The 26,499-nt window shown below is 47.3% G+C and carries 20 protein-coding genes; 3 read left to right on the top strand and 17 right to left on the bottom strand.

The genetic code is table 11. From position 1 onward, the window contains the following. Positions 1-45 precede the first annotated feature (45 nt). From T494_RS0104980 to T494_RS0104960, 5 genes are all read right to left on the bottom strand, one after another. Complete coding sequence (locus T494_RS0104980; RefSeq protein WP_028505344.1) at positions 46-1,185, bottom strand: cation diffusion facilitator family transporter; 1,140 nt, start codon at positions 1,183-1,185, stop codon at positions 46-48. A 98-nt stretch (positions 1,186-1,283) separates the two neighbouring features. Next, positions 1,284-2,279 (bottom strand): alpha/beta hydrolase, encoded by a 996-nt coding sequence (locus T494_RS0104975; protein ID WP_028505343.1) that lies wholly within the window; start codon positions 2,277-2,279, stop codon positions 1,284-1,286. Positions 2,280-2,297: 18 nt separating this feature from the next. Continuing rightward, positions 2,298-2,933 (bottom strand): flavodoxin family protein, encoded by a 636-nt coding sequence (locus T494_RS0104970; protein WP_028505342.1) that lies wholly within the window; start codon positions 2,931-2,933, stop codon positions 2,298-2,300. Positions 2,934-2,945: 12 nt separating this feature from the next. Beyond that, positions 2,946-4,244, bottom strand: a complete 1,299-nt coding sequence (locus tag T494_RS0104965; protein ID WP_197021126.1) for an aldo/keto reductase — start codon at positions 4,242-4,244, stop codon at positions 2,946-2,948. 90 nt (positions 4,245-4,334) lie between these two features. After that, complete coding sequence (locus T494_RS0104960; RefSeq protein WP_037343978.1) at positions 4,335-4,556, bottom strand: hypothetical protein; 222 nt, start codon at positions 4,554-4,556, stop codon at positions 4,335-4,337. Positions 4,557-4,686: 130 nt separating this feature from the next. Between T494_RS0104960 and T494_RS0104955 the strand changes: the two genes are divergently transcribed. Continuing rightward, the gene (locus T494_RS0104955) at positions 4,687-5,577 is read left to right on the top strand and encodes a LysR family transcriptional regulator (protein WP_028505339.1); all 891 of its coding nucleotides are present in this window, start codon (positions 4,687-4,689) and stop codon (positions 5,575-5,577) included. A 58-nt stretch (positions 5,578-5,635) separates the two neighbouring features. Here the strand turns inward: T494_RS0104955 and T494_RS0104950 are convergent, their stop codons facing one another. The 6 genes from T494_RS0104950 to T494_RS0104925 form a co-directional block, all read right to left on the bottom strand. Beyond that, the gene (locus T494_RS0104950) at positions 5,636-6,235 is read right to left on the bottom strand and encodes a DUF1349 domain-containing protein (RefSeq protein WP_028505338.1); all 600 of its coding nucleotides are present in this window, start codon (positions 6,233-6,235) and stop codon (positions 5,636-5,638) included. 22 nt (positions 6,236-6,257) lie between these two features. After that, positions 6,258-7,097, bottom strand: a complete 840-nt coding sequence (locus tag T494_RS0104945) for an aldo/keto reductase (protein ID WP_028505337.1) — start codon at positions 7,095-7,097, stop codon at positions 6,258-6,260. Positions 7,098-7,223: 126 nt separating this feature from the next. Next, complete coding sequence (locus tag T494_RS0104940; RefSeq protein WP_028505336.1) at positions 7,224-7,979, bottom strand: carboxymuconolactone decarboxylase family protein; 756 nt, start codon at positions 7,977-7,979, stop codon at positions 7,224-7,226. 19 nt (positions 7,980-7,998) lie between these two features. Further along, entirely contained in the window at positions 7,999-8,532 is a 534-nt protein-coding gene (locus T494_RS0104935; protein WP_028505335.1) for a flavodoxin family protein, read from the bottom strand. A 7-nt stretch (positions 8,533-8,539) separates the two neighbouring features. Continuing rightward, positions 8,540-10,684: a flavodoxin gene (locus T494_RS0104930; RefSeq protein WP_242836389.1), complete on the bottom strand. Its 2,145-nt coding sequence runs from the start codon at positions 10,682-10,684 to the stop codon at positions 8,540-8,542. A gap of 107 nt (positions 10,685-10,791) precedes the next feature. Further along, positions 10,792-11,505: a flavodoxin gene (locus tag T494_RS0104925; protein ID WP_242836388.1), complete on the bottom strand. Its 714-nt coding sequence runs from the start codon at positions 11,503-11,505 to the stop codon at positions 10,792-10,794. A gap of 308 nt (positions 11,506-11,813) precedes the next feature. On the opposite strand from T494_RS0104925, the gene T494_RS13385 reads away from it, so the two are divergent. Together T494_RS13385 and T494_RS12335 are read left to right on the top strand one after the other, a co-directional pair. Beyond that, the gene (locus T494_RS13385) at positions 11,814-13,142 is read left to right on the top strand and encodes a histidine kinase (RefSeq protein WP_051540097.1); all 1,329 of its coding nucleotides are present in this window, start codon (positions 11,814-11,816) and stop codon (positions 13,140-13,142) included. Continuing rightward, positions 13,102-13,695 carry a helix-turn-helix domain-containing protein gene (locus tag T494_RS12335; protein ID WP_037343976.1) on the top strand — a complete coding sequence of 198 codons (594 nt, stop codon included), beginning with the start codon at positions 13,102-13,104 and terminating at the stop codon, positions 13,693-13,695. Before T494_RS13385 ends, T494_RS12335 begins: the two co-directional genes overlap by 41 nt. A gap of 57 nt (positions 13,696-13,752) precedes the next feature. Here T494_RS12335 and T494_RS13380 read toward each other — a convergent pair whose 3' ends face one another. The 6 genes from T494_RS13380 to T494_RS13375 all read right to left on the bottom strand — a co-directional run bounded on the left by T494_RS13380 (position 13,753) and on the right by T494_RS13375 (position 26,489). Further along, positions 13,753-15,558 (bottom strand): PP2C family protein-serine/threonine phosphatase, encoded by a 1,806-nt coding sequence (locus tag T494_RS13380; protein WP_051540095.1) that lies wholly within the window; start codon positions 15,556-15,558, stop codon positions 13,753-13,755. Positions 15,559-15,763: 205 nt separating this feature from the next. Continuing rightward, complete coding sequence (locus T494_RS0104905) at positions 15,764-16,342, bottom strand: hypothetical protein (RefSeq protein ID WP_028505332.1); 579 nt, start codon at positions 16,340-16,342, stop codon at positions 15,764-15,766. Between the two features lie 3 nt (positions 16,343-16,345). Next, positions 16,346-17,191 carry a hypothetical protein gene (locus T494_RS0104900; RefSeq protein WP_028505331.1) on the bottom strand — a complete coding sequence of 282 codons (846 nt, stop codon included), beginning with the start codon at positions 17,189-17,191 and terminating at the stop codon, positions 16,346-16,348. Between the two features lie 27 nt (positions 17,192-17,218). After that, entirely contained in the window at positions 17,219-22,420 is a 5,202-nt protein-coding gene (locus tag T494_RS0104895; protein ID WP_028505330.1) for a hypothetical protein, read from the bottom strand. Continuing rightward, positions 22,417-22,716, bottom strand: a complete 300-nt coding sequence (locus tag T494_RS0104890; protein WP_197021125.1) for an STAS domain-containing protein — start codon at positions 22,714-22,716, stop codon at positions 22,417-22,419. Before T494_RS0104890 ends, T494_RS0104895 begins: the two co-directional genes overlap by 4 nt. Before the next feature lie 2 nt (positions 22,717-22,718). After that, entirely contained in the window at positions 22,719-26,489 is a 3,771-nt protein-coding gene (locus tag T494_RS13375) for a DUF87 domain-containing protein (protein ID WP_051540093.1), read from the bottom strand. Positions 26,490-26,499: the final 10 nt, after the last annotated feature.

Genomic DNA, 26,499 nt, shown 5'->3' with positions numbered 1-26,499 from the left:
CAAAAGCCTGAGAGCAAGCAATTGTTCTCAGGCTTTTTTATTATATCAATCTGAAATATCCGAATCGGGGACTATCATTACCGAATAGTCCGGGTACATTTCCTTTGTCTGCTTTGTCAGTATTTCCAGTGCCTCTTTGCTGTCCACATCAAAGCTTATGACCACATCAAAATGTATGGTTTTTGCTTTGGTGTCGGTATAAAATCCGTGCATCTGCAAAGCCCAGTCGTGGGAAAGGACTGCCTTTTGTATCTTGTTACGCATCTGCGCTGCCTCATCGTCTGAGGTGTTAAAGGAATACACGCCTACTCCGGTAAGTATGACTCCTGTTTTCTGAAAAACGTTCAGCTGCACCCTGCGGGTTATACGGTCCACCTCGTCTACGGTCATATTATCAGGCAATTCGATATGCACCGAGCCATAATTCCTGTTAGGTCCGTAGTTGAACAGGGTAACGTCATAAGCTCCTCTTACAGCTTCTTCCTGGCAGATTATATGCTTGAGCTTTTTTACCATTTCCGAATCGCTGCGCTGTCCGATTATATCATCAAGTGTATCAAGCATCATTTCTATGCCTGCTTTGATAATAAAGCCGGCGATGACAACGCCGATATAGGCTTCAAGTGATATGCCCCAGATAATGTAGATGACCGCTGCGGCAAGCACCGACGAGGACAGTATGGCATCAAACAAGGCGTCTGAGCCGGAGGCTATAAGCGCACCTGAATTGACCTTTTTGCCCTGCTTTTTAACATACCCTCCCAGCACCAGCTTTACCGCTACGGCAACGCCGATTATCACCAGGGAAACCGCTGAATAATCCGCAGTTTCGGGGTGTATTATTTTCTTTACCGACTCCACCAGAGATGTGATACCTGCATAGATAACGATGGCAGCCACCAGCATGGAGCTTATATACTCTACTCTGCCGTATCCAAGGGGATGCTTCTTATCGGGCTTTTTTGCACCAAGCTTTGCTCCGATAATGGTTATCACCGATGAAAGGGCATCGGATAAGTTGTTTACTGCATCAAGTATAACGGCGATGGAGTTGGAAACAAAGCCTACAAACGCTTTGAACGCTGCAAGCAGCACATTTGCCGCTATGCCCACCACACTTGTCCTTACTATGGTTTTTTCTCTGTCCGCAGCAAGGACAGCTATATCTTCCGTTTTTTCTGCCATGTAATATCCTCCCGGGTACAATTTATACAACAATTATAATCCAGCATAAAAAGCTTGTCAACCCGGCAATAAGGCAAGGCTATCCGGACGGCGGCTTATTACAGATACTGTTTATAGAATTTTTCTATTTTATCAAATGGAATGACCTTCTTTTCCCCGCCGTCATAAAGGTCTGTATGGACTGCATCCGGGATAATGAGCAGCTGTTTATTGTCTGCGTATTTGCTGTCCTTTGTCATGGCGGCATAGGCATCCTTGCTGAAGTAGCAGGAGTGTGCCTTTTCACCGTGGACGATGAGCACTGCGCTTCTTATTTCGCTGCTGTACGTATTTATAGGCTGGTTCATAAAGGACATACAGCCGATAACGTTCCAGCCTCCGTTGGAATTAAGCGAGCGTGGGTGGTATCCTCTTTTGGTCTTATAGTAGTCATAATAGTCCTTTACAAAAAACGGTGCGTCCTCGGGGAGCGGGTCTACGACTCCCCCGCCAAGGGTATATTCTCCGCTGCGGAAGTCCTTTATACGCTGGGCATTGAGGGCGGTTTTCTTTTCAAAACGCTGTTCCTCGCTGTTTTCGGAATCAAAGTATCCGTTTGCATTCACTCGTGCCATATCGTACATTGTAACTGCCACAGTGGCTTTGACACGGGTATCTATCGCCGCAGCATTTATAGACAGTCCGCCCCAGCCGCATATTCCGCAGATCCCTATTTTATCGGCGTCCACGTTGTCCTGCACGCTCAGGAAGTCAACTGCTGCCTGGAAATCCTCGGTATTTATATCCGGTGACGCCATATACCTTGGCTGTCCGCCGCTCTCGCCCGTAAACGACGGGTCAAAGGCTATGGTGACAAAGCCTCCCTCAGCCAGCGTTTGGGCATAAAGTCCCGAGCACTGCTCCTTGACAGCGCCGAAAGGTCCGCAGACAGCTATGGCAGGCAGTTTGCCATTGGCGTTTTGGGGTGTATACATATCCGCTGCAAGGGTAATGCCGTAACGGTTGGGGAAAGTAACCTTTTTATGGGTCACCTTTTCGGAACGGGGAAAGGTCTTATCCCAATCCTGCGTTAATTCCAATGTCCGGTTAGTCATAATTCTACCTCCGTTATTTTATTTGCCCGACAGATCGGCTCTGATAAAGTGGGTAGGCTGCCACGGTTCCTTTTGCGGCACGCCGAACTTTTCCCTGCCAAGGGCAATAGATTTCATCAGAAAGCTCATATTCCTTGCAAGGGTCCTCATGGTCAGCAGTCCCTCGGCATCGTACGCTGCCTCACCTGTTTCTCTGCCGTGTACACTGTTCCAGTAGGAGCTGGACGCAACGGGCATTCCGCTTATGGTAAAATACTTGTTAAGCTCGTCAAATGTCGCTGAGCAGCCACCTCGTCTTGCCACAACCACGCTTGCTCCCACTTTCATAGTCTTATCAAAGGGTGTGCTGAAAAACAGTCTGTCAAGGCAGGCAATAAGGGTTGCATTTGCTGAGGCGTAGTATACCGGAGTTGCGACCACAAGTCCGTCAGCCTCCCGGAATTTGGGGGCAAGCTCGTTTACGGCATCGTCAAAGACGCACTTTCCAAGCTGTGCACATTTACCGCAGGCTATACAGCCTCTTATTACCTTTGTACCTATCTGCACGGTCTCGGTCTGCACGCCCTCCTGTTCAAAGGTTTTTACAAGCTCATTCACGGCAATGGAAGTGTTGCCGTTTACTCTTGGGCTTGCGTTGATAATAAGTACCTTCATATGATCTCTCCTTTACCAGTTTTCATAGCGCTTACCTGTATTCAGCTCAGCCATTTTCTTCATTTCCTCTGCACTCAGCTCAAAATCAAATATGCTGAAATTCTCAAGTATATGGTCGGGATCCTTGGAGCCGGGGATGGTTACATAGCCCGCTTGCAGATGCCAGCGCAGGATCACCTGTGCAGGGGTCTTGCCGTGTGCATCGGCGATAGACTTTATGGTTTCGTTGCCAAACAGGTCCTGTGTATGACCTCTTCCGCCAAAGGGGTACCAGGACTCAACCACGGTCCCATACTGTGCCGCATATTTGCGCAGCTCGGTATTCTGATAAAACGGGTGGTTCTCGTTCTGGACAACGGCGGGCATAATATCTCCCCCTGAAACCACCCTGTCAAACTCCTGTGGAGTATAGTAGTTTGAGATGCCTATGGAGCGGAGCTTTCCGTCCTTAACGCCTTTGCACAGCGCTTTGTAGACCTCCTCGTCACCTTTTCCCGACTGGTGTATAAGCATAAGGTCGATATACTCCACTCCCAGCTTTTCAAGGGACTCATCTATGGACTTATACGCTCGGTCATAGTTTGAGGGCATGACCTTTGTGGTTATAAAAACATCCTCACGTTTTACGATACCCTCAGAGATCGCTTTTTTCAGACCATTGCCCACGCCTTTTTCGTTGCCGTAATACTGGGCGGTATCGATAAGTCGATAGCCGTCTTTGAGTGCGCAATAGACCGAGTTTTCTGCGGTGGCGTCGTCCAGCGTCCATGTTCCCAGACCAAGCAGAGGCATATCATATCCGCTGTTGAGCTTAACAGTCTTTTTGGCAAAGTCAAATTTATTATTTGCGCTTTGCACCTTTACAGTCTTCCGGGAAAAGCCCACATTGACGCTGCCCTCACCAAGAGCCTGTTCAAGGTCATCGGTATCGTTTATATGACCTATCTTAGTATAGCTGTAAGATGTGGAAAAGCTCTTATAAAATATCACTATGCAGTTATCCTCATAAAGCATCACATCGCCCTTTGTGATATTACCGACCTTTGCAGGCGCACTGGGCAGGGACTTATCAAGATAATGATATTTTTCGTTTCCATTCAGCTCCTTCATATCCAGCTTTGCAGGAAGAAGCTTTTTAAATTCCTCAACAGTTTCGTTTTCTTCAAGTGTCACCTGAAACGTCTTATCACCTGCGGATAATTCCATAACGACCTCACTTTCACTGATATCATCGGATATTGAGCTTTCTGCGGCACCTCCGGAGTCCGGGGAGCTTACAGCGGAACTGCTGTCAGAGCTGCGGCTGCTCATTATCTCATGCTGTCTTTCAATGACCTCTTTGTTCTTTCCCTCTGAGCCACACCCCCACTGCCAGTGCCGATATCAACAAAACTATCCTTTTCATTTCAGACCATCCCTTTTCATTTTATGCACCAGATAGTCAAGGCAGCTGATGCTGTGCTCTTTTGCGTGCACCTCATCAAGCAGCTCCCTGCGGTGCTGTGCAAGCATCTTTTCACACTGCTTTTCGTCACACATACAGCAGTCAAATTGCTTTATGAATTTTTCGTCGCAGCCTGCGTCAATCAGGTTTTGTCTGATGCTGTCTTCCAATTTTAACACCTCTGTTCACTTCGTTTTTTTTAGTATACCACACAGGCGGCTGAATTACAAATACCTATATCAAATATATGCTTATGCTTGACAGTAATATCCGGGCTGTGATATAATTTATATCAAGGGAGGCGTTAATATGGACATACGTGTGCTGAAATACTTTCTCGCCGTGGCACGGGAGCAGAGCTTCTCGGTGGCGGCACAGAGGCTTTTTCTTTCCCAGCCTACACTTTCAAGGCAGTTAAGCGAGCTGGAGGATGAGCTTGGCAAGCCGCTTTTTATCCGCTCAAACAAGGGCGTGACTCTGACCGACGAGGGAATGATGCTTCGCAAGCGGGCAGAGGAGATAGTGGAGCTTGTTGAAAAGACCGAACAGGAATTAAAGCAAAGCAGCGACAACATCTCCGGGACCGTATACATAGGTGCGGGGGAAACTTATGCGGTAAAGCTTATCGCAGACACCGCACGGGAACTGCGTGCCGACTACCCGGAAATACAATACAGCTTTTTCAGCGCAGACGGCACCAGCGTACTTGAGAGGCTGGACAAGGGACTGCTTGATTTCGGGCTTGTTTTTCAGCAGGCGGACAGGTCAAAGTACGAATCTATCGAGATACCTCTGCATGACATCTGGGGCGTGCTTATGCGCCGTGACGGTCCCCTTGCACAAAAAAAGGCGGTGAGCCTTAAAGATATTTCGGGGCAAGAGCTGCTTATCCCTCGCCAGCCCAACCACAGCACAATGCTTTCTGACCTTATTGCGGAGAAAGCGCCTTCCTCACACATTGCCGCAGAGTATAATCTTATCTACAATGCCTCGGTAATGGTCCGTGAAGGAATGGGCTGCGCCATAACTCTTGATAAGCTGATAAACGTCAGCGGAGACAGCGAGCTATGCTTCATCCCCTTTGACCCTCCTATGGAAGCGGTATGTCATTTTATCTGGAAACGCTACCCTGTTTTCACAAAAGCCGCAAGCACCTTTCTTGAAAAATTCAAAAGCGTGCTGGAAAGATACAGGACCTGAAAAATATCAAAAGCCCGTGAGCGAGTTTTCGTTCCCGGGCTTTTTTCGTCAGAATGTCTTAATCGGGCTGCTGTCCGTCATGCGCTTTCCAGGCACAGGGTGTTATCTGCATATCTGTAAACACCGCTTTGAAGCTGGAATCCTCGGGGCTGCAGGCGTAGATGCCAAAGCTTATTTCCCCTGCGCCTTCCCACATATGGCAAACTCGCATCTGTGAGAAAGTCACTCCGTTCTGAGAGCACTCGATACAGTAATCGTCCTCTCTGCGGCTGAGGCGGTACCACATTGTTTTAACATACGCAGGTATGGCTGTGGTCGCCCAGTCTGAATAGCCATGATTAGTGACCACAGACCCCAGGTGCTGAAAGCTGTCATTCTCATATTCCACCGAGGCTTTCAGCCAGTTTTCCGAGTCAAGATACATAACTATCCCACACTGGTCAAAACGGTGGTGGCTTTGGGCAAAGTCGGTCTTTACCACAAAAGAGAAGAACTTTTCCTTGGTTTTCATCTGAAGCACCGGGGCATTGTCATTGCGGAAATGATAGTATGTTCTCTGCCACAGGTCGGTAAAGGGTCCGGTGGTTATCTCCACCCTGTTGTCATCTGCGTGAAAATCAAGTGGCTCTCTTGTCCATTTCATGTTCTGTATATTCATCAGATAGCCCTTTCTTTGCTTTTTACCAGTTTGTTTTATCCGGGTCCATTGAAAGACCTACGCAGCCTGTCAGTCCTGCTATCAGGTCAGCATCATCCTTTGACAGCTCAAAGTCAAACACATCAAGGTTTTCCCTTATCCTTGCGGCGGTAACCGATTTGGGCAGCGGCAGCCAGCCGTTTTGCAGGCTCCAGCGGATACATATCTGTGCAATGGTTTTGTTGTATTTTACGGAAAGTGCTTTCATCTGCTCCACGGTGAATATCCTTCCTGTTCCAAGCGGGCTGTACGCTTCAAGGAGCATATCCCTTTGTCTGCAATACTTAACAAGCTCCCTCTGGGTCTCCCCCGGACACAGACGTATCTGGTTCACCATAGGGGGTATCTTTGCGCTTTTCATAAGCTCATCAATATGGTGCTGACGAAAATTGCTGATGCCGATAGCTTTTATTTTTCCTGCCTCGTAAAGCTCCTCAAAGGCTTTCCATGTCTCGGCGTTGGTCCTTTGCCAGCTGCTGCGGTACTGCAGGGGATTGGGCCAATGTATCAGAAACAGGTCAACATAGTCGGTATCAAGCTTTTTTAAAGTTTCCTCAAATGAGGACATGGTATTGTCGTAGCCATGCATAGGGTTATCCAGCTTTGAGGTTATAAACACTTCTTCACGGCGTACTCCGCTTATTTTAAGTGCCTCTCCCACCATCTGTTCGTTTCTGTAGCCCTGGGCGGTATCAATATGACGATAACCTGCCTGCAAAGCTGTCACAACAGCGTCGGTACCCGTTTTGTCCCCGGGGGTCTGCCATGTGCCAAAGCCAATTACAGGTATCCTGACGCCGTTTAACAGGGTGTATTTATCCATAGTCCTTCCCCTCCTTTTTATTAAGCAGAAGTATACCATATTCACCCGTCAAAGTCAATCACACACGATTTCAGACTATACAGGCAAATAAAATCACCCGGGAAACAATATCCCGGGCGCATATTTTTATTTCAGTTTTCCGTAATCCTCATCCGACACAGGTTCACACCACTGAGTGCTTGTTTCCTCACCCTGTATCTCTATTGCAAGGTGTGAGAACCAGCTGTCGGGTGCGGCACCGTGCCAGTGCTTGACCTGAGCCGGGATATTTACAACGTCCCCCGGTTTAAGCTCTCTTGCAGGGCTTCCCCACTGCTGGTAATATCCTCGTCCGCCCACACAGATAAGCATTTGTCCGCCGCCGCTTTTTGACCGGTGGATATGCCAGTTGTTGCGGCAGGCAGGCTCAAAGGTCACATTGAAAACAGGTATCTGCTCTGTTGAAACAGGGGCAAGATAGCTTTGTCCCACAAAAAACTCGCCGTAAGGATTTTTTTCACCTATGGGGAACAAAAGTGTCTTTTGGTACTTATCCTTTTCGGTAAGGGCATCCGCATTGTCGGCGTAGACCTCCTTGGCGATGTTGAACACAGCCCATGCATGTGGCCAGCCTGCGTAAAAAGCAGTATGGGTTATCACCGCTGCCATTTCCTTTTGAGACACACCGTGGTTTTTGGCATTGTGGATATGGTAACGGATAGAGTTGTCGGTAACGCCCTGGGACATCAGCGCAACCACGGTGATAATTGACCTAGTTTTAAGGTCCATATCGGTATTGTTCCAGTTCTCACCGAACAGAACATCATCGTTGAAGTGTGCAAATTCGGGAGCAAACTCACCAAGTGCATTTCTGCCTGCTGTCTGTACTATTTTCTCGCTCATTTTTTATCCTCCTGTTATTTCATAATGATCTGCCAAGTTCATATGCAGCATCCGGATATTCACTGTTTCTTGTCATTGACGGACTTCCGCAGCCGTAGCCCAGAACCATTCCCATATCTTCAAAATTGATATACCGCACCAGAGTTTTGTAGTGCGACTCAAGGGCATCAAAGGTCCAGTCGGCGGAATTCCATGCGACTGTCAGCAGCGCAGATCTCAGATGTCTGCGGTTAAGGCTGCTGTTATACGCACAGAATCGGTCCACCACCGCTTTGAGCTGTGCTGTCATACCGTAATAATACAGTGGTGTGGCTAACACCACCATATCCGAGGACAACAAGCTTTGGCGTATTTTTCCCACGTCGTCTTTGCGAACACATGGACCTTCATATCCGCACTTTACACAGCCTATGCAGGGATGTACATCTGCATGGCAGACATCTATCACCTCAACGCTGTGACCGCTTTGCTCGGCGCCCTTTTTAAAGCTTTCCACAAGTATACCTGTGGAGCCGTTTTTGTTGGGACTTCCCATCAGAACCGTTATTCTCATAGCTACCTCACTTTGTTTTCACGTTGTTTGCTTTCAACCATTGGGAAACGTCCTGCGGCATACTGTCGCCGCCCGAGTAGTGCACCGACAGCCCCTCTCCCATGACCGAATCAGGTGCCAGCTTTGCAATAGCTGTAAGGCTTTGTCCGAAGCGTCCCCCGCCGTGGGAACAGAAGGGGATTATACGCTTGCCGGAAAGATCATAGCTCTCCAGGAATGTGGCGATAGGCATTGGGACAGACGCCCACCAGTTGGGGTATCCCAGCAGTACGGTATCGTATTTGCTCACATCAACGGTGCCGTTTATCTTTGGTCTTGCCTGCTTATGCTGATCCTCCTGTGCCTGCATCAGCACAGTGTTATAATCGGTGGAATAGGGCGTTTGCAGGGTTATCTCAAAAATATCCGCACCTGTTTGCTTTTGTATCTCGTTAGCTATCCCCCGGGTATTTCCACCCCAGGAGAAGTACACGATAAGCACATTTTCAGAGCCGCTGTTTTTTGCCCCCTGCTCATTGACTGTGACAACTCCGCTTGCGGCTGCGGCATTTCTCACAAGCCGCACACCCAGATTGTAGCTTTTCATATCAGTCTGACCTGCTGCTCTGTACGCACTTCGCATATTCTTGGCAAAGTCGTTCCAGCCGCCGCCTCTGTATATATGCCTTGTACCTGACTGTACACCTGTGGGATCCAGTGTCAGAGAGGTATCATATTCCCCGTAGTAGTCCCAGCACCACTCGTTCACATTGCCGTGGCAGTCGTAAAGTCCCCAGTCATTTGCCTTGAATGAACCCACATCCACGGTGGTGTTACGATACTCTCCGGGCTTAGCCTCAAGGGGGGAATTATCAAAATAGTTTTCCTCTATCTCATATGGATAATGCCCATAGAAATTGGCATCCTGAGCACTGAGTGAATGCTGTGTATTAAAGGGAGTCGTGGTCCCTCCACGGCAGGCATATTCCCACTCGGCTTCGGTGGGAAGTCTGTATCCGTTGGCGGACCTATCCCAGCTGACCTGTCCGTCCGATACGGTATAGGCAGGTGTAAGACCTGCTGCTTTGCTCTTTGCATTGGCATAGTTCACTGCATCGAGCCATGAGATATTATCCACAGGCAGCTTTTTGCCTTTGAAGGTACTTGGGTTGCTGCCCATAATGCTTTCATAGTCCCACTGGGTGGTTTCGCAGGGGTCTATATAAAACGCACTGACTTTCACGTCATGCTGCTTTTCGTCGCTTATCCGCCAGTTCTCGCTGTCCGGACTTCCCATTTTGAAGCTGCCTGCATTTATGAGAACAAAGCCGTCTTTGCCCGGCTCATTGCGGCTGATTGTACCGGGCACATCACTTTGCGATGACGCCTGGGGAACGGGGACATTCTGCCATGAGTCTGCCGTGCCACTACTGTATTTGTCCTTCAGGGCAAATATCATCACAACAGCTGCCAGTATCACTGCCACAAGCCAGGCTATGGGTCTGAGTATATCCGCCTTGCTCTTATGCTTCTGGGAAAGCCTTGTGAGGGTATGTCCCACAAATGCCCAGAACAGCAGCATTGCAAGATTTTCAACCACCACCAGCCATTTTGCTTTTTCATAATCAAGAAAAGCAAAGTGGGTCTTAAAGAGCATATAGTTTACTATCTCGCCCTTGAAAAACAGGTATCCGCCCCACACAGCAGCTGCTGCGAAAAGGGAAAGCACCGCTGTCTTTACTGCGGCAGAAAACTTAAATTTTGCCGTCATGGAGCGCAGATGCAGTCCGATATGCACACCCATAAGGGTGAACGACCAGAATGAAACTGCAAGGTGAAGCTTTCGTGCGCTCATCACATTTATTGTGCCGTACATAAAGGGTACTGCGTGACCGCTCATGGACATTCCGCTGAGGGCTGTGAGCGCAAAAGCTCCGAGCAGCAGCACATCGGCTGCAGTCAGTATTATTCTGTACGCAGTATACTTTCCTTTGAAAAGCGACTTGTACCACTTGTAATTAAGTACATGGTGACATATCACTATCACCGTCATGGTGATCCCCAGCCACTCGTGCAGCCAGTCACCTGTGACCTGATATGCCATTATGAAAAGCAAAAGGACAGTAAGCACCACGTCCACTATCCTTTTGATAAGGTTTGTTTTCGTCGTCACACGCTGTCCCTCCTTTAATATGGGGCTTCGGTGGGGGATCGATCCCCGTCACCGAAAGACTAAGCTGCCCGCCGCCTCAGAGGCGAGAAACATAGGTCGTGGTTATGTTATTTAATTCCGTCTATCCACTCGGTGAGCTTTTCCTTTGAGATACCTCCGTCAAGCCTTCCGCCGGAAAGCCAGCTGCCCTGCCCTGCCTGCTTTTCCAGATTCTTTCCGCTGTTGCCTATTGGGCTGCTGCCGGAAGTGCAGAAAGGTATGACAGTTTTTCCGTCAAGCTTAACGCTCTCAACGAATGTACTCATTATCCTCGGTGCGTCGCCCCACCAGATAGGATAACCGATGTACACTGTCTTGTATCCGCTTAAATCGGGCAGCTCACCATTGATCTTCGGTCTTGCGCCCGTATCGTTCATCTCAATAGTTGTACGGCTTTTGTCGTCGTGCCAGTTAAGATCCTCGGCGGTATATTTCTCCTGTGGGACTATCTCGTAGATATCCCCGCCTGTTACCTCGGCGATCTTTTCGGCAACTCCCTTGGTGGTGCCTGTTGCGGAGAAATAGACTACGATGGTATCCTTTGAGGAGCTGCTGTTATCCGTGTTGCTCTCCGGGGTCTTTGAGCTGTCAGATACAGAAGTCTCCGGTGCAGCGCTTTCGGCTGCTTGGGTTTCGGTTTTGTCGGTTTCGGCTGCCGACGATCCGGAAACTTCGGAAGCTGCCGATTTTGAGCTTTCTGCGGTGCTGCTTGATGAGCCGCAGGCGGTGAGCATCAGCATTGACGCTGCTATTACTGTAAAAAGCATCTTTTTGATTTTCATGGTTTTTCCTCCTTTTGCTCCTGCACGGTGGGATTTTTCCTTCTGTGCAGCCGGCTGCTTTATCCTGTTTTTATCATACCACAGCTTTACTCAGATTACAAATACTTATATCAAATATCCAGCCATGCCCGGGAGTTATATCCTCAAAACTCTCCCATCTTTCTAAGATCTGTGCAGCACCGGACTGCGAAAGGCGGAACATATGCAGTTTTCAGCCGCTGTACAGTCAGCCAAAAGGACTATTGCAATTTTGAAACAACTATGCTACAATTATCACAAGACTATTCTTTGGGTAAGAGGTGCTGAAAATGCTGGGTGCATTTATTTTTCAAAACTTTGCCACGCTGCTTCTGATAACAGCGATAGTGGTGATAATGTTTGTAAACAAAAAATACAATATCCCTGCCACTGACCTTTTCTTCCTTAGCATAGCTCTGTTGCTTATCATTATGGTTTTTGACACAGTCGAGACCCTTTGTGAAAACAACGACTCTATACTGAGTCTGGATCTGCAAGGGCGTGTTGCGCTGAGAAACTTTGCTGCGGCGGTGCAGTTTATTCTGCGGCCGTTTGTAATTATGATAGAGATAATGATAATCATACCCTCCAGTGTCAAGCTCAAACCACTTTCGGCGATACCTGCGGTAATAAACCTTGTTGTTTACTCCACTGCTTTTACCGGCAGCGAGATAGCATACACCATAACGCCTGACAATCACTTTTCCCGGGGACCTTTGGGGACCACGGTCTTTTTTGTACAGATCTTCTATGTTATAGAGCTTATGGTGATCTCGGTCAGGTATTTCAGAAATCTCACCAACGGCAAAAACGCCATTGTTATCCTGATACTCACCCAGGTGGCAATAACCACTGTACTTGAATACATGGATCTTGTTACGGGATTTTCAAACTTCATTACAGCACTGGCTATTCTTGAATACTACATTTATCTTTCAGTCATTTATCAGGAGGATATGCGAAACACCATAGTCGAAAAGGATCTTGAGCTGGAAAAGGAAAAGATGCTGCTGCTGCGAAACCAGATACATCCTCACTTTATTTATAACTCCCTGAGCATTATCCGTTCCCTTGCCAAGCGTGACAGCCAGCGAGCCGTGTCAAGCATTGACAGCTTTTCGGATTATCTCAAAGCCCACATTGGAGCCATTGAAACTGACGAGCTTATTGATTTTGACAAGGAACTAAACAACATAAAGGTATATCTTGAACTGGTCAGGGCGGACAAGTCCAGAAAGCTTGATGTGATCTATGACCTTAAAGCCACCGGATTTATGATCCCACCGCTGTCGCTGGAACCTATTGTGGAGAACGCTGTGAACCACGGCATAAGCCGTGAGGGAGGCGAGATCACTGTGTGCTCCTATGACACAGATGACAGCTACATAATTACTGTTTCAGACAACGGAACGGCAAGAAATCTGCCTGCTGATGATAAGCCTTTCCACATGGGAGTGGGAATAGAAAACACACGCAAACGGCTGGAGCTGCACTGTGGCGGAACGCTTGATATGGATATGCACGGCAGCGGCACGACAGTCACAGTGAAAATACCCAAATCAGGGAGGGAAAATGCAAATGAAGGTTCTTATAGCAGACGACAATCAGCTGATAGTTGAGGATTACCTTGACGAGATGGGTAAAGTTGTGCCCCACGCACAGTGTATAGGCACCAGCAGACCTAAGGAGGTCATCAAGCTGTTTGAGGAGTATATGTTCGATGTTGTTATAATGGACATAGATATGCCCGAGATAAACGGCATAACCCTTGCAAAAAAGATACTGGAGATAAAGCCGAGAACAAATATCATCTATGTCACCGGCTATGAAAAGTTCGCACTGCAAAGCTGGGAGACCTTTGCAAGCTCGTTTCTTATAAAGCCTGTGAGCACGGAGAAATTCAAGGAGGCATTTGCAAACCTGCGTCACCCTGTTTCAAAAATCACAGCGGAGGACGTTGAATCGGAATACGCCGGAGAAAACGTAATAGGCAGGAAGATACTCAAACACCGTGAGGAACGCAACATGACAAGAGAAGAGCTTGCCAGAGAGCTGGGCACTACAGTGCAGACTATTTCCCGCTGGGAAAACGGAAAACGAATACCCGACATAATAACATTTCTCAAACTCGCCCGGATACTTGCTGTTGAACCCGGTGAGCTGATGTACTGAAAACCAATAAAGCCTGACACCGTAATTTTCACGGTATCAGGCTTTTATTTTTGCTTATTACACAAGGGTTATCCCAAGCATGGTGATATCATCAGACTGTTCCACCTCACCTGCAAAGCTGTTCACTGCGGTCCTGACCTCTGAGATCAGCTCAATGGGCATTGATCCGGCATGCTTATTCAGATTATCCAGCAGCCTTTGCTTGCCAAACATTTCCTCATCCTTGTCAAATGCTTCGGTAACGCCGTCAGTGTAAAGGAACAGAGTTCCTCCTTTTTCAAGCATAAATTCATATTCATTGAATTTCATTGTATCCATATCACCCACAGCTATGGAGCGCTTATCCTTATAGATCTCAAAGCCACCCTCTGCAGTTTTTATAATGGGGTACTCGTGTCCTGCATTAACGGCAGTTATTCTGCCTGTGGAGATCTCCAGAATACCAAACCAAACCGTAACGAACATCTGCTCCTCGTTATTCTGACAGATTATCTCGTTTGTCTTTTCAAGCACAGCGGCAGGTGAAAGTCCAGCCATGGCAAAATTCTGTATAAGTATCTTGGTCATCATCATAAACAGCGCCGCAGGTATTCCCTTTCCGGATACGTCTGCCATTGTAAGCGCAAGGTGATCCTCGTCCACAAGGAAAAAGTCGTAGAAATCGCCGCCTACCTCTTTTGCGGGACTCATGGTGGCATAGATGTCAAACTCATGTCTTTGTGGAAAGGCAGGATAATTGCTCGGGAGCATATCCGCCTGCAATTTAGCCGCAAGCTCCATTTCTGCGGCAACTCTTTCCTTTTCTTTTACAAGCTTCATATTCTCCTGCATATAGTTTTCGATCTCCACCGTCATTTCGGAGAACTCTTTTGCCAGCTTGCCTATTTCGTTGAAGGACTTTATTTTATCAATGCTCTCTGTTGCCTTTGAGCTGTCCTTGGTCTTACTGTACTCATTTACCACATTTTGCAGTTGTGAAAGCGGCATGACCGCTACACGGTTCAGCCGGAGTATTATCACTCCGCAGAAAATCACCAGCCCTGCCAGCATCAGCGATGCCATTATTTCTATATCACCGATAAGCTCTTTGCGGAAGTCGTCCCAGTTATAGTCGATGACCAGCACCGCTTGCAGTCTGCCTCTGAACGTAATGGGATGGTAAGCGGTATAGTGGCTTTTATAATCAAGATTGCCGACTTTACCCTCATAGATCTCGAACTCGGTCTGGTCCGACTTGTCCGAGACTATCTTTTTAAGCGCCGGATGCTGTTCAATATCAAGGCTTATCTTATCACCAAGTTTCAGACCTTCTTTTATTATTTCACCTTCACCCTTGAGGTATCCATCGATCCCGCCGTAATCATCAGCCTGATAATAAACAAATCCGAAATCATCATCTATCCCTATTATATATGTATTTCCGTATCCGAAATCATTATTGTCATAATCCATGGTGTAGCCAAGACCGGAATAAGTAGCCCTTGCAAAGGACAGCTTTTCTTTGTCGGTAGCCTCTTTTTCAATTATATCGTATACTTCTTCCTGATCAGGATCGACTTTTTTAGACAGCCCTGTTCTATCGAAAAAATTTCCCCATGCCGGATCTAATATATCATCATTGTCTTTTTTCGCTCTTATCTCCTCATAATGATCCAGGGCATAATCAAAGAACCAGTGAAGTCCGGAATTTTCCTCGTTTATTCTGCAAATATGATCCAGATCTCTTTTTATCATATCCTGCTTGGCGGTAAGATAGGTTCGTGTTGCGCTTCTGTAAACCAGGAACACACTGAGTATCCCACCAAGTATAAATAGTATTACAACAAGTATGGAAACCTGTATCATCAGCCTGCGTTTCTTCATAGTATTCCTCTAAGCTTTCTTGTATATTTTCACAGTTTTGTGGAAGTGCTTTTCATTGCTAATAATTTTATCACACTCTCGTCCCACTGTCATTTACCGCTTCGGTACAATAAGATAAAAAACAGCCGCATCATTCCCGACACGGCTGAATGTGTTTTGCTCTGAGAAAAGCCGGATATAAGCTTTCAAGTCTGCGGTGGAAAGGTCACACTCTGCTGATGGTATCCGGAAGCTGCTTATCCAATCGTGAGACCGCCCTTCTGATCGACAGAAATGATAACGGAGATCTTCCACAATATGCGTGAAGCTCAAAGTGGGATGATCTATCCTGTTCAATGACCTCCTCAAACAACAGCACCACCGGGCGGAACACTACGCTTTTGATATAACACGCCCTTGCGTCAGCAGCACAGTCAAGAGAAAGCTCTCTGCCTATATCCTTCATGGCTTTTGACACACCGTGCAGCACCTGGGTGCTGTTTTTAAGTCTTGTGCTGTATCGGAAGCTCTTATCTTTAATGCCCAGCAGCAAGGCAGAACCTGCACCGTCGCCTACGCCCAGAGGCGAGACCCATTTGCCTCCTCCCGATGCCATCCGCCCGTCATCAAGAGTAAAATAGCTGCCGACGAGGATGTGTTTGATCTCTCTTTTTCTTTCCTTATTCTTTTTCTTGCGGAGCTTTGAAATTGCCCGCTGCGAAAGCTCCGGATTACTGTTTGAAGAGCCTTTTTTCTCTTCCGTCTGCTCCGCAGCATTTTTCTCTTTATCGGTCATGCTGCTCATATATTACTCCTCCGCTTCAGTAAGCGTCCATTCTTTTTCAGCGTTCATCACGCACTTGAGTTTCTTTTTCACACCGAGGCTTTCACTTTGCAGGACAAGTCTGCTGTTGATCGCATCCAGATCTGCCTCACCGTTGTCTTTTATGATAAGTGAGTTATTCATTGAAACGTCATAATAGCTATGACCTTCGTCATCGGTACCCGGCATTATCACATACAGTCCCTCGGGGACCTTGCCCTCCGACTCAACTGTAAGTGTCCAGTCTCCCCCGGCGGGGAAAATAACTCTGTTACCCTTGAGCAGATAAGGTGTTTTGCTGTCAACAGCTCCTGACGAAGATGTGGACTGCCGCACGTTGTCAACTCTTATATGCAAGCTTCCGCCATCATCGGCATACACCGTAACATCCGCACGGATATTTACTGCATCGTATGACACGCCGTTAAGCTCACCTGTTCGTTTATAGGTGACGGTGGTATAGCCCACCCCTTTGGGAATAATGGTAGAGGCAAGCTTTTTGTCTGTATCCTTTCCGTCAAATACAGCAGAGGCTATGCCGTCGTCTGCAACAGACAGCTCCCACTTCATATTATCCGAGGAATCCTTTGCTTCAAGGGATACAGTGGCTGAGCTTCCGCTTCCTGTAATGCTTACGGGGTACTTTGAATCAGAGAAATAATCCGATCCGTCCTGCGATCCCTCCGACTGTGTGTCCGAGGACGAGCTGCTCTCGCTTTTGCCGCCCAGCTTCATTACCAGCACAGTGACTGCAACAAGAACAATGATAAGTGCAAGGCAGATCAATGCTATTTTTTTATGTTCCTTTATATTACGGATAAAGTTTTTCATATCATATACCTGCTTCGATCAGCCTTTCTACCCGTTGGTCTGAGTCTTATCATTAGTTTGGGTCTTATCGCTCTGAGCTGAACCTTCCGTAGAATTGTTGGTATCCGTTGAGTTCTGACTTTCGGTGCTATTATTTTTGCCGCCGCTGTCAGAACCTGAATCTGAATTGTCCGACTTATCGTTGTTTATCACATATGTGGGCTGGGCGCTTGGCACAACGGTGACATTGATAACATCCTTTATTGTGGGGTTATCCACAGCCCATATCGTAATAGCATAGGTCATGGGGACTGAGCCCTCGTTCTTTGGTATAGTAACCGCAAAAGCTCTGTCAGCTTTGCTTGCAACTTCGTCGGTAATATCGGTAAGTGTCGAGTTGGAAAGCATATCGACTCTCATTGCAAAGCCTGCTTCGCTGTTGTTCACAAGAACAGTTCCGCTGACGATCCTGCCGCCGTTGACCTTTATGTTCTTCTCGTGGTTCTCCACTCGTCCTTTATAGACATTGTCAGCGGTGACGCTTGTGGAAAGAGATACCCGTTTAAGTGATATTGTATTTCCTTCTTCGGTGAATACGGTATCTACCTTGCGGTTTATAAGCTCTTCCTCCAGCTTATACGCTTCAATGCTGTCGATCTTCCAGCTGCCGCTTGAAGGGACTATCCTTATGGAGTTCAGCTCCTTGAAATCAGGCAGGAAGAATCGCACAAGGGTCCTTTCCCCTGTTTTGAACTGCTTGCTGTCTGACTGGATATACTGGCGTATATCGGTGATCGTTCTTGTTTTCTCTGCATTCACACTGTCGGTATAGACAAATTCAGCGGCAACAGGAACGTTTATTCCGCTTTCGGCATTTTCCGATGCTTTGGCGGTTGTAAAATACAGATCTATCGGAGTTACGGAGTTTTCACCTGTCATACCCACAGAAGCTTTAAGCTCTCTGGTGAGATTTGAAGCTTCGTATGACTGATTAAAGCTGAAGCACTCCTCAAACTTGACCGCCTTAGGGTCGGACTCCGAGGTGCTGTAATTGATTCCCATGGCAGACTCTATCGTGGCTTTGACATTGCCAAAGGATATTATCCTGTAACCCGTTATCTGGGACAGATACGGCACATTAAAGCCGACTTCCGCCATCATTCCCGGATATATCTTATTTATTCCCGCCTCGGTCAGATAAACGTACGGAGAATAATACTCTCCAAGAGGATCAAGGCTTGAACGGTATTTCAGACACACAGCAATATCGTTTGGATTAAGATTGTCCTCGCTCAGTCCGAACAGTGTCATTTCGGTAGTATCAGCTCCCAGGGAAAGCATAAGCTTCTGCTTTTTGGAGTCATACACCTTCGTGTACGACGAAGGCAGAGCCTTCAGACCAAGTGTCGCCGATGCACCGCCAAAATCGAAGGAATAGGTCATTACCACTACCCCTTCTCTTACCTGCTGTACTATTGCGTGGTCAAAGGATATTTTCGTATTTCTGCACTGTATGGAAAGCGAAGCGATATTCTTCATGTCGGTTGCTGCCAAGCCGTTATAATAGAACATTGCATCTTCGGTACCGCTTGCGTACACATTCATCTCGCTTTGCTTTACCTGCATGACCTTTGAATCGGAGATATTGAACTGGACTGCCGCACCCACGGCAACATTTTCAATATTTCTTGTTCTTGCTGACGGGAAAACATAAACGTTGAGAGTGTCATTGCTGGATTCCGGGAATTTGGACACAGATGATGCCCACGAGGTTTTTTCAGCCCATGAAATAGTGTTTTCGCTGAAATAAACCGTAAGCTTCTGAGCCTCTCCCGCCGGCAGCAGCAGCTCCTCGTACTCCTTCCCGCCTTTCTTTATCATTTCGCACAACGGGATGGTCTGCATTGACCGCAGATACTCACCGTCTGTGGAATTATTGCTGGCGGTAAGGGTCACAACTCCGCTGTCTGATTTGATCCTGGAAATAGAAACTGCGCCTATTATCCATTTGGACACCTTATTGTTTCTGCTGGTTGCCTTGAAGGTCATACTTGAAATGGTCTTGACATTGACAAGGGACGGAAGGATAAACCTATCGGTATGGTTGGGACGAAGCATCCAGTGCGGGTCGGAAACAGTACCCATGTTCTTATACAATGAAGCATCGCTTCCATCGGCTTTTCCGTCAAAGGATTTTGCTGTTTTCTTCATATACGAAGCCATCCTGGAGATAACATCAAAGCTGACCGTTCTTGGCTGTCCGTCGGTATCTATATAGTTCAGATCACACGACACACTTCCCTCAACGTCCATATAATCCGTATCCCACGGAAGTGCCTTGATCTCGCACAGGAGATTTATGACTTTTTGCTTATATGACATCTTGAAGGTTTTAGCGATCGCAGACAAAGGACGTCCTTCACGGGCTTTAACAGCCGAGTCCTGAGACTTATCGTTATAGTCGATGCCTATCCAGCCCACATTATCAAAAACGAACTGATCTGCCGAGCCGCCTGTTGTGCGCTCGGTGACGGTCATCTGCTCCACATTGAGCTTATCGAAAACATCGCTGTCCTCAGACACGTCTTCAGGGATTATCTTTATCCCGGTGACCTCTCCATAGTCACGGTTTACAGATATAGCAAACGACTCATCACAGCCTGCACGGAATGCGTCGGAGGACAACTGCTGGTTCGCCAGGACAAAGGCACTCTTTCCTTTTTTGAACTGAAGCTGGAAATAGAAGTGGTTGCTTGAGCCGGAGTCACCGTTGAAGTTTCCGGCATCCGGGTCATCGGCTACCTTGACATTGATATCATAGGTCTTGCGAGACCTTGCAAAGCCATAATCATCCTTGGTCTGTTCGTAGGTCATAGAATAGCGCACGGCATCGAAATCGGTTTCCCTTGCGGTAACTATGGTCCCCTCACCTGTATTAAAGGCAAAGCTGTCGCCGGAGGTGACCAGCAGCTGCATATTGATAGGGAACGGTGGTATAACCGTTGAGTTCGTTGATCGCACGATACGGTAGCCGCTGCTCAGAGAGCCTGATTTCATAGTCTGTCCATATACTCTGCGTTTACCCACGCTATGGAGTGCTGCCACAGAGATACCAGCGACCTGCCAGTCGTCAGAATCTGCTCCGACGCTGATCTCTACGCTGGTTATAGCGCCTACATCTGACAGCTGGACAGGAAATTCCACGATATTGCCGGGCTGAACTGCATACTTATAGCCAAAATTATCCTTAACATTGTCACTTGACGGCCAGTAACCCAGGTAATTCATTACCTCGCTGGAAATATTATAAACAGGCGAGGTCATCTCCGATCCGGAAGTATCCTGATATGTAAGGCGTATCCTGGTACTGCCCGAGGGCTGTGCGCCGTCTATGCTATCGGTTTTAAGCCGAATAAGCACGTTGCTCTTATAGTCTGCGCCGATAAGGGGAGCACCCTTTTTATACGTTATCATCTTAAAGGTATCGGAAGCGCCCGGATTTATGCGGATACCTTCAATATTGGCAGAGGTATTATAGATCAGCGGAGTACTATCGCTGAAATCGAATGTATAGGAGTAGCTTTTAAGCTTTGTCTTGGAAACCGTGTCCTCACCGTCGGCGGTATTGGACATACGGCAGGTACCCTTATACATACTGATGCCTGCAATATGCACAAAGTCGCTGTCAAGTGCGGTGATGAGTCTGTCTCTGTCACGGCTGCTGCCTATGGGGGCTATACCGCCTTCGGCAGATAGCTTATCTCTTGCAGCTTTTCCCACTAACAGCTTTGTGCTGACCATAGATTCATACTCGGGCAGGCAGGCTGTGAACGCAAGAGAATCGCCCCGCTGTGCAAGTCCGATAGTGCGCACACTATCCTCAGACCGTTTATACTGCCCCAGTACAGACAAAAGCACAGGGACGGTCACATTTCGTGTCCAGCCGTTTTTATCCTTATAACTTATCTCAAGTGCCAGGTGCTCTGCCACAGGACCTGCGGCAGGATCGCTGACATTGGGATCGTTTCTGAGCAGACTTTCTATTCCGCCGTCAAGAACATCGGAAAAATCCAGTCTGAAAGAATAAAGGTCGTTAAAAGGCGAGTTGGAAGAAGCGCTCTCGTTGAGCTGCTTTAACCCGAAATAGATCGAGCTTTCACCGCCGATGTTTATAAGAGTGTCACCGTTTGCATTAAATGTCTGGGTACCTGACTTTTTGTTTTGCAGCTCACAGATCCTCTGTTTGCCAAGGGCAAGGAAATACTTGCCCGAATAAAAACCGTATTCACCGTATCCTCCTACACTTGTCACACGGCTCACGCACATACCCTGCACTGACCATTTTCCGTTTGACATAAACACTTCGATACCGTTTATGGTTTTTATTTCCGTGTCGGTCTTGAACAGAAGCTCCTGCGTCGACCAGGCATCAAGCATTTTTTCCGAGCTTGTTTTTTCATTTATGGTATATCCCATAGCTCTCAGGTCGTTATGACTTTTGGTGACGTTTTCCAGAAGATCGCTGCCTGTGATCTCCACCTGACCGTCAACATAATTATCAACGATAGAGTGGATATCATAGAATCTGCTTTTCGCTTCTTCCACAGCTTCAAGTTTAGGCTCTACGGTAATAGTTAACGGCTCAAAGACATCCTTCCATTCATCCGGTCCCACGTACTCCTGTCGTCTCACTACACCGGATATAGTGGTATCCTTCCACACCTTTCCGGCGGTCTTGCCTTTGATATTTTTGATATAGCTGTCGACCATTTCCTGACGCTCTTTTGTGGGGAAGATATACTTTGTCTGTGAGGCACCGTTGACGTCGGTATAGCGTATTGCAAAATACTCAACGCTGTTTCCCGGATTTATTCCCGTAGAAACAGTAAGGGTATACAGATCCTTCAGGTCATTCAGGGACACTTTGCCGCTGTTGTACTCCTCGGTCGTCAAAGCCGTTCTTGTTGGTTTCAGATCGCCGGTAACCTCATTATCCGGCCAGTTGCCGCCTGATGTTATCTGAGCTTTATAAACCTCGCCGTTTTTATAGATCTCCATGGAGGGCGTGTCATCCTGCTGCGCACTTCTTTGCTGTAACGCAGCTTCACGCTCCTGTACCTGCTGCTGTTGTGTTTCCTCAGGCTCGGCATGGGCATCAAGGCACAGCGAAGACGGCACCAGCGATACGGTTATCATCAGCGCCGCAAGTCTTATTAAGAATTTTCCGATAAGGCTTTTTTTCATTTTCATTTTAAGTTAAACATCTCCGCATATCCTATCATTTCAAGAACTTCCTGTATATTCTGCGAGGCATTGATAATACTCAGTTCTCCTCCATTGCTGCGTACTTTCATATACAGCTTTTTCAAAGAACGTATGCCTGCGCTGGAAATATATTTAAGTCCGCTGAGATTGAGGGTTATATCCTTGAATCTGTCTGCGGTCTTTAAAAACAGCTCTCCCACCTGGACGGCATTGTTACTGTCAAGCTTTCCCGTGAGGATAAGCTCGCCTTCCTGTCCTCTGTCAACAAGCTTTATATCCACTCTCATGCACCTCTTCTTTTCCTTGAATCTTTGATATAAGACGCAAGCTCTTCCAGGGATATTTCCATGGTGCTGACATCGATCTCTTCCATACGCTCGGTAAGGGACATTTCGCTGTAGCTTTGAAGCTGCTCATCCAGCAGTGCCATAATATCGAATTTGGGTGTGAAATCTTCGTCGGGCTCGGTTTCCTCCGGCTCGGGCTCTTGTATTTCCTGCTTGGGAGCCTGATGTGATGTATGCGAGCCGCCCATACCCATTGCAGGTGCAGCGATACGGCTTTCCGGCTCTGCCACCTCCTGCGGAATGTCGGTTTCCTCGTCAGACTCAGAAGTCGGCACATCAGCAGGCTGCACGGGCACAGCACTGACGTTTGAAGCCGCGTTTTGCTGTGCTGCCATCTGTACCTCCATTTCACGCCTTACCTCCTGGCGTATGGTGGTTATCAGTGATGCAATGTCTATCATCGGCTGGGCAGGCTGCACCGCAGGCGCAGTGGGCTGCACTGCTTGTTGGGAAGCAACGGTTTCATCATCGCCGCCCTGCTGCGGCAGCATTTCACTGCCCGCAGATCTTTGGGCACGGTTACGTTCTAAGGTACTTTGCTGTTCATTAAGCCTGTCGGCTTCTTCGGCAGTTATCTCGCTGAAAGTAAATCCTTCATAGTCATCATCACTTTCCGGTGTTTCGTAGACATAGCCCGAGATCCTGTTGTCGGCATTAGCCCGGTGCTCCTCACGGCTGTCGGCTACAAACTCCTCCCACACCTCTGCGCCGTCTTCATCACTGAAATAGTGTGACTGATAATCCGGCTGCTCGAACATATCCACCATGGTCTGGGGGACCTCGATCGTAAACGACGAACGGCTGGTGGGGCTCATAACTGCAAATGCCAGACCTCTGGGGGCGGTCACTATCTGATCCTGCTCGATCTCGTTGATCCCGCCTGCTTTCTCATAGAGCTTGCACAGATCGTCCATATCATTAGGTGCTAAGCCAAAGATAAAGCTATACTGACAGGCATTGATTATAGCTGTGGATTTTCTTGCTATCTCCTCACTGCCTACAAAGTCCTTTATATTCTGGGTGATAACTATCTGCATACCGTTATACTTACGGATACGCTTTGCAAGCTGGAACATGAAGTCCAGGGCAATGGGGAACTTGGTATCGATGAAAACGTGCGCCTCGTCGATAACTACCACGATCTTTCTGTTAAGACCGTATTTGCGGTTATAATCACGGTTCTTGATTATTTCGTTGTCAATATACTTTAGCACAAGCAGCATCTGGGCATTGGCAATAGTCGAGTTGCGGTTTGCAAGCAGCGACTGGAAGTTGAAAACGGAGAAGTTTTCCTCAGTAGTGACAGAGGACGGTCCGTTCCAGATGTTTGCGTTTCTTCCGCCTGTTGAGAACTTTGAAACATAGTTCATAAGTGTCTGGAGCATAGTTCTCAGATACTCGTTCTGAGTACGCTGGAAATCCTCAAGAACTATGTCATAAAGGTCATCAAAGACAGGATAATCCTCGGGGGAAAGCTTGGAAAGGTCGGTCTCCATAGTTATCCCGAAATTGGTATACAGACGTTCCACCATGGAATTGAGGTGTTCAAGGGCTTCCTTATCCACATCGGGAAGGATCTGTCTGAAGAATTCCTCAAGGAACTGGAGATGTGCCGAGAAACCGGTTCCAGTGCTGTCTGTGCCCTCCTCGTCGTCTTCAAGAGTGGTTATGATATGGAAAGGATTGAGCCTGCCGTACTTGGCATTGCCCACATTTATTATTTTTCCGTGCAGCGTATTTGCAAGCTCGGTATACTCATTCTCAGGGTCAAGTACAAAGATCTTCGCATTCTCCGAAGCCATATTTGTAAGCAGGGCTTTTGTACCGTAGGATTTACCTGAACCGGACTTACCGATTATGACCATATTGGAGTTGACTCTTTCCGAATCCCTGCGGAAAAAGTCTATAAACACAGGAACGCCGTCCTGGGAGCCGAGACGGATACCGCCCTCATCGGAAACACGGGCATATATCCATGGGTACATTGCAGCTATGGTGTTGGAAGGCATATGACGTCCGTCACTCAGAAGTGGGTCATATGCGGAGACCTGTGAACCTATAAAGGCTTCAAGCTGGGAATAATCCATGGACATAAGTCTCATGCCTGTTTCCTGCCATATACGGCGAACGGTCTTTTTCATATCGGCTATGACGGAAAGCGAGGAGTCTTTCATCTCATCCGATCTGCCAAACTCCGAGGTCTTCATAGCGTCATACATACTGATGTAGATATTAACGGTAAGCAAAGCTTCGTTATCCTGCTGCAGTGTTACCAGCAAACGTCCCAGAGTTTCAATATGCGACTCAAGCTCAAGACGCTTTGAATCAATACCGGTAGTCATCAATCTGCTGCGCAGCTCCTGGAGTGAACGATCTATGGCACGAATGGACTTAGTCCTCTCCATAGGAGTTATTTTGACCACCACTTTGGTTGCGGGCACAGACATTACCCCTGCAAGCCATGCATCGCCCACATCAGACGGATAACCCACCACTCTCATCTGGTGGGTGATTATTTTGTTGATCTCTGATCTTCTTGTTGTAAAGGACACGCTTTCGGGCATAGCCCATTTCACATAGTCCTTGGGATCTATCTTTTCTATATCACGCTCGTCAAAGTCAAGATAGTTTGTATATTTAAGGAATATTGCCAGTTCTTTATCGCTGACAAGTCTGCGCACTGTCAGCTCTCCCTGAGTAAACGCAGATATGGCTGCCTCGGTATCCACCAGCAGCTGCCGCTTATCTATATTGAAAAGTGTGAAATAATAGAACGGCTGAATTACTTTGTTGTCAAAGCAAATATCCCGCACAGCATTGATACGGTCATACTGTATCTCCACACGGCTTTTCAGCTCGTCTTCCGTAAGCAGTCCTTTTTCATAGGAAGCTTTCAGCTCGTCAAGCTTATCGTACTCCCTGTCAAGGGTCTTGTCGTATATAACAGGGCGGTCTATTTTGATCATGTTGGCAGAATAGTCCATTTTGAGTGAACGAAGAATTTTACCAAAGCAGTTCTCAATAGATGAATCTCTCCTGTACTGGCTGAAAAAGCGAAACTCCACAGGGTCGATCTCGATGACTGTTCCGTAGTACTTTCCATTATACTCCACAAAGCCGCCGCTTATCCCCGTAAAAGGAATTATATCTTCAATATCTTTACTATTTTTATTTGCAGTATCTTTATTCTCTTCTTTTTTCTTTGCTGCCGCAGATTCTCTTTCTTTTCTTTCCTGCCAGATAGCATTTTTCTCCTTATCGGAGATCTCTCTGCTTGCAAGGCGCTTGTCTTCCTCTTTGCGCTGCTTTTTCTGCTCCATTATATTCTCTATGCTCTCACGCAGAGAATAGTCCTCATCCGGCTGGTACTTATCCGAGAAAAACTCTTTCCAATGATCGCCTTTTTTAGTCTCTGTGGTGCTGGAAATAAGGTGCTTGTCGCTGAATGTCCTCCAGTAATTTCTGGGGAACGCCAGATACTTGAGCAAATTGAGGATAAGCTTGTAGTTGGGCTGTGAATCGATCCTCAACACCAGAAGTATACCCACCGCAAGCACACCCACGGCGATATATAGACGTCCGGGAATGGTCGAAAGGATAACCAGAGCTATCAGCCCAAGTGTCACCAGACCGACAATAATGTCACCCAGTGTGATTCCACGGAATAATTCAATTTTAACTTTGGTTTTTCCGGGTATCAGTCTCATTGTACGTTAT

The sequence above is a fragment of the Ruminococcus sp. FC2018 genome, from assembly GCF_000621805.1.
In the GTDB taxonomy this organism is placed as follows: domain Bacteria; phylum Bacillota; class Clostridia; order Oscillospirales; family Ruminococcaceae; genus Hominimerdicola.
This window is presented reverse-complemented; position numbering and strand designations above follow the sequence as displayed.